This window comes from Roseovarius sp. (assembly GCF_018066915.1).
Lineage (GTDB): Bacteria > Pseudomonadota > Alphaproteobacteria > Rhodobacterales > Rhodobacteraceae > Roseovarius.
Window position 1 is genome coordinate 1 of the sequence record NZ_JAGPVV010000321.1, and the last position, 7,246, is coordinate 7,246.

Genomic DNA, 7,246 nt, shown 5'->3' on the forward strand with positions numbered 1-7,246 from the left:
GTCACGCTCTGATTGCCCCATCGCCTTCGACCAGATATTTGAAGCTGGTCAGTTGCGCCGCACCCACCGGGCCGCGCGCGTGCATCTTGCCTGTGGCAATGCCGATTTCCGCGCCCATGCCGAATTCGCCGCCGTCGGCAAACTGCGTCGAGGCGTTGCGCATCAGGATCGCGCTGTCGAGTCGGGCAAAAAAGCGCGCCGCCGCCGCATCATCCTCGGTCACGATGCAATCGGTGTGGTTGGAGCCGTAGCGCCGGATATGCGCGATGGCGTCATCTATGCTGCCCACGACCTTGGCGGCGATGATACTGTCGAGATATTCGCGCCCCCAGTCCTCCTCCGTGGCCGCAACAGTGCCCGCAATCCCCTGCAGGCCCGCATCGGCGCGCACCTCTACCCCGGCCTCAATCAGCGCGCGGATCACGCCCTGACCAATGGTCTCAAAAATATCGCGATGGATGAGCAGACATTCCGCAGCCCCACAAATCCCCGTGCGCCGAGTCTTGGCATTCAGCACCACCCGCAGCGCCTTGGCCGGGTCCGCCGCCGCATCGAGATAAATATGCACAATCCCCTCGAGATGGGCAAAGACGGGCACCCGCGCCTCGCGCTGCACGAGCCCCACAAGGCCCTTGCCGCCGCGCGGGATGATCACGTCAATCGTGTCGGTCATGGTCAGCATCTCTTGCACCGCCGCCCGGTCCCGCGTGGGCACAAGCTGAATCGCGTCCTCCGGCAGCCCCGCCGCGCGCAGCCCCGCCACCAGACAGGCATGGATCGCGCCCGAGGAGTGAAAACTCTCTGATCCGCCGCGCAGGATCACTGCGTTGCCGGATTTCACGCAGAGCGCCCCGGCATCCGCCGTCACATTGGGGCGGCTTTCATAGATCACGCCGACCACACCCAAAGGCGTGCGCACTCGGCGAATATGCAGGCCCGTGGGTCGGTCCCATTCCGCCAGAACCTCGCCCACCGGATCATCCTGCGCCGCCACGGCGCGCAATCCGTCCACGATTCCCTTGATCCGCACCTCGTCGAGCGCCAGACGATCCATCATCGCCTCGGACAGCCCCTTGTCGCGGCCATGTTCCAGATCGCGCGCGTTGGCCGTCATGATCTCGGCCCGCCCGGCCCAGACCGCATCGGCCGCCGCCTCGAGCGCCGCGCGCTTGGTCGCGGCATCTACAATCGCCAGCTCCGCCGCCGCCGCACGGGCACGCGCACCGATGTCGGCCATCAGCGCCGCAATCTCTGTCTGATCCTTCATCCGCTGCCCTCCCGCGTGTCAGAATGCCATATCGTCGCGATGCATCAAAGGCCCGCGCGCCGGATAGCCCAGCACCGCCTCGATCTGATCCGAGCGCAGCCGCTTGATCCGTTCCGCATCTGCCGCGTCGTAGCGGGTCAGCCCCTGCCCCAAGACGCGGCCCGCCTCATCGGCCACCTCGACCGGATCACCCCGGCCAAATCGCCCTGCGACCTCTGTCACCCCCGCCGCAAGCAGGCTGCTGCCCGCCGCCAAGGCACGCGCCGCACCGGCGTCAACGATGACGCGCCCCTTGGGCTTCATCGCCGCAATCCAGGCCTTGCGCTTTTGCTGCGGATCGCCTTGGGCCAAGAACCACGTCGCCGCAGCCCCCTCTTCGAGCGTGCGGATCGGGTGCAGCACATCCCCTTGGGTGATCGCCATCACACAACCGCCCGCCGTGGCGGTCTTGGCTGCCATGAGCTTGGTTTTCATGCCGCCCTTGCTCAGACCAGAGACCGCATCGCCTGCCATCGCCTCGATCTCGGGCGTGATGGCCGCAACCACGTCGAACCGCCGCGCGGTGGGGTCTTGCGTGGGATTGGCGGAATAGAACCCGTCCACATCGCTCAGCAGGATCAACTGATCCGCCCCCGCCGTCACCGCCACCTGCGCGGCCAGCCGGTCATTGTCGCCATAGCGGATTTCGTCCGTAGCGACGGTGTCATTCTCATTGACGATGGGCACCGCCCCAAGACGCAAAAGCTGCTCCAGCGTGGCGCGGGAATTGAGATAGCGCCGCCGGTCGGTGCTGTCCTCGAGCGTCACCAACACCTGCGCCGCCGTCAGCCCATGCGCGGCCAGTGCCGCATCATAGGCCCCTGCCAGCCGGATTTGCCCCACGGCCGCCGCCGCCTGCGATTGCTCGAGCGTAAGCACGCTCTGCGGCAGGTTCAGCACCCGCCGCCCAAGGGCGATAGACCCCGACGACACGAGGATCACATCGGTGCCGCGCGCGCGCAATCCCACAACATCCTCGATCAGCGCGCGCAGCCACTCCGCCCGCAAGGCCCCCGTGACCCGGTCCACCAACAGGGCCGAGCCGATTTTGATCACCAGTCGTTTCGCGTCTGTTACGGTTGCCACGGTGCGTCTTCTTCGTCCTCGTCAATCACCTTGTGGCGCAGGCGGTCCGCGTCGATCCGCTCGCGCAGCGCGCGCAGCACCTCTGTCACCCCCTCGCCCGACACACCGGACATGAGCATCACAGGCGTGCCGCACGCGGCCTCCAACTCATCGCGCAGGAACTCGCGCTCTTCGTCATCCAACGTGTCTATCTTGTTGAGCACGGTGACGCGCGGCTTGTCCGCCAGACCGCCGCCATAGGCCTCGAGCTCGGTGATGATGGTCTGATAATCGCCCACGATATCGCCCGAACTGCCATCTACAAGATGCAGCAGCACCGCGCAGCGTTCGACATGCCCCAGGAACAGATCGCCAAGGCCGCGCCCCTCGGACGCGCCTTCGATCAGCCCCGGAATATCGGCCACAACGAATTCAACGTTATCCACGCCCACGACCCCCAGATTGGGATGCAGGGTGGTAAAGGGGTAATCGGCAATCTTGGGTCGCGCGTTCGACGTGGCGGCAAGAAAGGTCGACTTCCCGGCATTGGGCAACCCCAGAAGGCCCACATCGGCAATCAGCTTGAGCCGCAGCCAGATCGTGCGCTCGACCCCCTCTTGCCCCGGATTGGCGCGGCGCGGGGCCTGATTGGTCGAGGTCTTGAAATGCAGGTTGCCCCAGCCGCCATTGCCGCCCTGTGCCAAGAGCACGCGCTGCCCGATCTCGGTCATGTCGGCAAGAACCGTTTCCATGTCCTCATCGAGGATTTCCGTGCCCACCGGCACGCGCAACACAATGTCCTCGCCGCTCGCGCCGGTGCGCTGACGGCCCATGCCGGGCGTGCCGCTGCGGGCAAAGAAATGCTGCTGATAGCGGAAATCAATCAGCGTATTCAGCCCATCGACAGCCTCGGCCCAGACCGAGCCGCCATTGCCGCCGTCGCCACCATCCGGGCCACCGAATTCGATGAACTTTTCCCGGCGAAAGCTGACGCTGCCCGCGCCGCCGCCGCCAGAGCGGATATAAACCTTTGCGAGATCGAGAAATTTCATATGCCGTCCTTATCGCAAAGGCCCCTATCCGAGCCTCAGATCATCTTTTTGCTATAGGTCCAGGTCAGAACCTTGGCGCCGCGCGCAACGCTGAACGCCTCGGCATCCCCAAGATACTGAAACCCGCAATTCGTCAAGACCCGGGCCGAGGCGGCATTGTCCTGAAACACCGTGGCAAAGATCGTGCGTGCCTGGTGCGGATTGGCCGCCAAGAGCACCTCGACCGCAGCCGAGGCAACACCCGTATTCCAATAGGCCGGGGCCACCCAATAGGCGATCTCGGATTGGCCGTCATCCACCCGTTCAAGGCTGATGAGACCCATCACCTCGGACCCGCCCGCCTTGGTGCCATCAATGGACCAGATGTCCTCGGACCGGCCTTCGGCCTGTGCCCGCGCGATCAATGCCTCGGTGGCACCCGGCGGCAAGGGATGCGGAATGCTGCGGGTAAAGCGCGCAACGCGCGCATCCCCGGCGTTCATCCCGATCAGCCCCGCATCCGACACCCGCAAGGGTCGCAGATCAAACCGTTCCGCCACGATCACCGGCTGGTTCACAATCGTCTCGTATTTCATGCGCCTGCTCCTCCGATCAGCGCCAAACTCATGGCAAGAGATGGCCTCTCTCCGCCAAAGCACAACGGCACGGTCGCGCGATTGTGCAGTCTCGTCACTTCGCGGGCCCTTCCCCTTGCCCGCAAAAGCGAAAAGGGACCGGCGGTCTCGCCGATCCCCTCTAGTGTCAAAACCCTAAGGACGGCTTATTCAGCGGCCTCCGCCACTGGCAGAACCGAAACAAAGGTGCGGCCCTTGAGGCCCTTGTGGAATTTCACAGCACCCTCGGCCACGGCAAAGAGCGTGTGATCCTTGCCTTCGCCCACGTTCAGGCCCGGCCAGAACTTGTTGCCGCGCTGACGCACGAGGATGTTGCCGGAAATCACGGCTTCGCCGCCGTATTTCTTGACGCCAAGGCGACGACCATCAGAGTCGCGCCCGTTACGGGATGAACCGCCTGCTTTTTTATGTGCCATTTGGTCTCTCCTTAGCCTTTGGCCAGCTCTTTGGCCTGTTCGATCCAGCCTTCACGCTCGATCCGGCCTTTGAACGACAGTTTCTCGTCCATGGCGGCCACATCGGCCTCGGTCCATGCTGCCACTTGGGCAAAGGTGGTCACACCCGCCTCAAGCAGCTTTTTCTCAAGCGCGGGACCAACGCCCGACAGCCGCTTGAGATCGTCGCCACCCGCTGCGGGCTTGGCGCTGGATTTCTTGGCGGGTTTCGCTTCGACCACAGTCGCCACCGAACCAGAGCCGACAGCCGCCTTGACGCCTGTTGCTTCTGCACCGCTGGCCAGAATCTCGGTAACACGCACCAGCGTCAACTTCTGACGATGGCCACGGGTCCGCTGCGAGCCGTGCTTGCGGCGACGTTTGACAAAGTTGATGACCTTGTCACCCTTGATTTGATCCACGACCTCGGCCTGCACGGCCGCACCCGCAACAAAGGGCGCACCGATGACGAGGGCATCGCCGCCCAGCATCAGGATATCGTTGAACTGAACTTTTTCACCGGCATCGGCTGCAAGTTTCTCAACACGAAGCATGTCGCCTGACGACACCTTGTATTGCTTGCCACCGGTCTTGAGGACCGCAAACATGGGCTCTTCCTTTTCTCTCCGCGCTCTGTGGTCCCCGGATGATCCGGGCGTTCTCGGCCCTTGGGCCACCTCGAACTGCGCCCCTTTTCGGGGTGTATATCAAAGACAAACCCGGCAAGATCATCCCGCCGGGTTGCGCGCTATTGCCAAACTCTGCCCCCCGAGTCAAGAGCCAGCCCGCCAAAACCGCGCCAAAACCCTCATAAATCCTCGCCTTCCATGGTCAAGGCGGTGGCCAGACCCAATTGATACGACAGCTCCTCATACATCGCATCAAAGGCCGCGAACAGCGCGCGGTTCAACTGCTGGCCCTCAGGGCTGCGGTAGAGCGCGATATAGGCCTCGAGCACCTCTTGCGACAGCGGCTGATAGGCCATGGTCAGATAGGCCTGCATCCAGTCGCGCGTTTCCTCGCGCATCTCGGGCTCCTGCGCCCAGATTTCAGCCAGCATCTCGTCTTCGCTCATATCAAGACCACCACCATCGGCCAGCCCGCGATAGAATCCGAGATTGGCATTGAGTGCCCCCGCGACATTGCGCTCGATCAGATCGCTATCGTCAATGAGGGTCGCGACATGGCGCACAATCGGCGCCCCCGCCGCCGCCAATTCGGCATAGCGCGCCTCTGCCGCGGCCTCGGTGCCATCGTCCAAGAGCGCCCGGCGCCCCGCGATTTCCAAGGCGACGATCTCGGCCCCCCGGCCCTCGAAAAACCCGAGCAACGATCCCGCGTCCGCCCCGTCCATCGCCTCGGCAAACCGGCTCTGCACCTGTGCCAACATCCGCTCGGCATCGTAAACCCGGCCAACCACCCGGTCCCAGCGGGCGCGCTCGACCGTGCTCAGCATCTCGTCGCCCACATCGCCGCCATAGCGCATCCCCTCGGCGCGCATGATTTCGACCGTCTCTTCAAAGTGCAGCGCGGTCATCAAACGGTCAATCTCGCCCGCGCGCAGCGGCAGCGCCGCGAGGAGCAGCGCCGCACAGGCGATCAGAACCGCCCGCATCCTCACAACTCCTGCGCCGGGGTCAGCCCCCGCATCCGCGCCGCCAGAACCTCGAACCGGTTGGCCATGATCTCGTATTGCACGGCATTCATCAATTCATAGACCCGCGCCATGGTCGGATGCTCGAGCGCTGCCACATAGGCGCGCAAATCCTCAATAGGCAGGCTCTGATAGGTATAGGCGGCACTGGCCAGCGCCGAGGCGCGCAGGCTCTCGCGCAACTCGTCCTCGCCCTCCGCCAGAAGGGCACGTAGCATGCCCTCGTCAATCTCGCTCTCCAGCACCCCGGCATAAGAAGCCGCCAGCAGGAACCGCACCTGAATTTCCTGCACCGCCCGCACCCCGGTGCCTGCGCTGTCCACCGCCGCGTTCATGGCGCGCAGCACCTCGACACGCTCTTGCGGCATGGCCGCCAACAACGCCTCCCCCTCGGCGCGCTTGGCATCATCATCCTCGTGCAGATGCGCCGCGTTCTCGACCGCGACCAGACGCTGGCCAAGGTCCGACGCATAGAATTCGGCGGCATGGCCCAACATCTCGTCATCAAGCGCCTGCTCGAGAATACTCAGCCCCATCTCGCGCATCCGGCCGGTGTCAAAGACCTCTTCGGCCAACGTGCTCCAGCCCTGCCCGAAGTCACTGGCCGACAGCCCCAGCATCTCGGGCGCGCCAGAGGCCGAGAGCGCGATACTGTCGAGTGCCACGCCAAAGCCGGTGACCTCCAGAAACGCCTCGAGCCGCGCCCGGTCCGCCGCCCGCAGAGGTGCGGCCACCAGCAACGCCAGCAGCAACGCCAAAGCCACCCACGCGACACCCCGCCCATATGACCGCAAGGGGTTTCCGCCCATGACACGTCATCCTTTCCAGATTGCTTCGGTCAGACCTGCCTCCAACCTAGGCAAATTATCCCACGAAACAATGCAAATCCCCCTTGCCCCCCCCGCCAAAGGCAAATAAACGCTTGCTCCACCAGACCCCCGCGGAGAGGTGCCGGAGTGGTCGAACGGGGCGGTCTCGAAAACCGTTGAGGATGCAAGTCCTCCCAGGGTTCGAATCCCTGTCTCTCCGCCATACGCTTTTGATTTCATTCAATAAATTAGTGAAATCAAAGGCATATCCCACATAAAACCCCACATTAGAAAAACGCTTGGGAGTATTCC

General features: G+C 63.8%; 8 protein-coding genes and 1 tRNA gene. 1 reads left to right on the forward strand and 8 read right to left on the reverse strand.

Translation table 11 applies throughout. From position 1 onward, the window contains the following. Nucleotide 1 precedes the first annotated feature (1 nt). From KBT70_RS18135 to KBT70_RS18170, 8 genes are all read right to left on the reverse strand, one after another. Complete coding sequence (locus KBT70_RS18135; protein WP_296637508.1) at nucleotides 2-1,267, reverse strand: glutamate-5-semialdehyde dehydrogenase; 1,266 nt, start codon at nucleotides 1,265-1,267, stop codon at nucleotides 2-4. An 18-nt stretch (nucleotides 1,268-1,285) separates the two neighbouring features. Beyond that, a complete protein-coding gene (proB, locus tag KBT70_RS18140; RefSeq protein WP_296637509.1) occupies nucleotides 1,286-2,392 on the reverse strand; it encodes a glutamate 5-kinase in 1,107 nt (368 codons plus the stop codon). Continuing rightward, nucleotides 2,380-3,423: a GTPase ObgE gene (gene obgE, locus KBT70_RS18145; protein ID WP_296637510.1), complete on the reverse strand. Its 1,044-nt coding sequence runs from the start codon at nucleotides 3,421-3,423 to the stop codon at nucleotides 2,380-2,382. Before obgE ends, proB begins: the two co-directional genes overlap by 13 nt. A 35-nt stretch (nucleotides 3,424-3,458) precedes the next feature. Continuing rightward, nucleotides 3,459-3,998: a GNAT family protein gene (locus KBT70_RS18150; protein WP_296637511.1), complete on the reverse strand. Its 540-nt coding sequence runs from the start codon at nucleotides 3,996-3,998 to the stop codon at nucleotides 3,459-3,461. 185 nt (nucleotides 3,999-4,183) lie between these two features. Then, nucleotides 4,184-4,453 (reverse strand): 50S ribosomal protein L27, encoded by a 270-nt coding sequence (gene rpmA, locus KBT70_RS18155; RefSeq protein WP_008281135.1) that lies wholly within the window; start codon nucleotides 4,451-4,453, stop codon nucleotides 4,184-4,186. Between the two features lie 11 nt (nucleotides 4,454-4,464). Further along, the gene (locus KBT70_RS18160; RefSeq protein WP_296637512.1) at nucleotides 4,465-5,079 is read right to left on the reverse strand and encodes a 50S ribosomal protein L21; all 615 of its coding nucleotides are present in this window, start codon (nucleotides 5,077-5,079) and stop codon (nucleotides 4,465-4,467) included. 200 nt (nucleotides 5,080-5,279) lie between these two features. Beyond that, nucleotides 5,280-6,086: a DUF2059 domain-containing protein gene (locus tag KBT70_RS18165; protein ID WP_296637513.1), complete on the reverse strand. Its 807-nt coding sequence runs from the start codon at nucleotides 6,084-6,086 to the stop codon at nucleotides 5,280-5,282. A gap of 2 nt (nucleotides 6,087-6,088) precedes the next feature. Continuing rightward, nucleotides 6,089-6,934 carry a DUF2059 domain-containing protein gene (locus KBT70_RS18170; protein ID WP_296637514.1) on the reverse strand — a complete coding sequence of 282 codons (846 nt, stop codon included), beginning with the start codon at nucleotides 6,932-6,934 and terminating at the stop codon, nucleotides 6,089-6,091. A 133-nt stretch (nucleotides 6,935-7,067) separates the two neighbouring features. Here KBT70_RS18170 and KBT70_RS18175 point away from each other — a divergent pair. Continuing rightward, a tRNA-Ser gene (locus tag KBT70_RS18175) sits at nucleotides 7,068-7,157 on the forward strand. Nucleotides 7,158-7,246 lie beyond the last annotated feature (89 nt).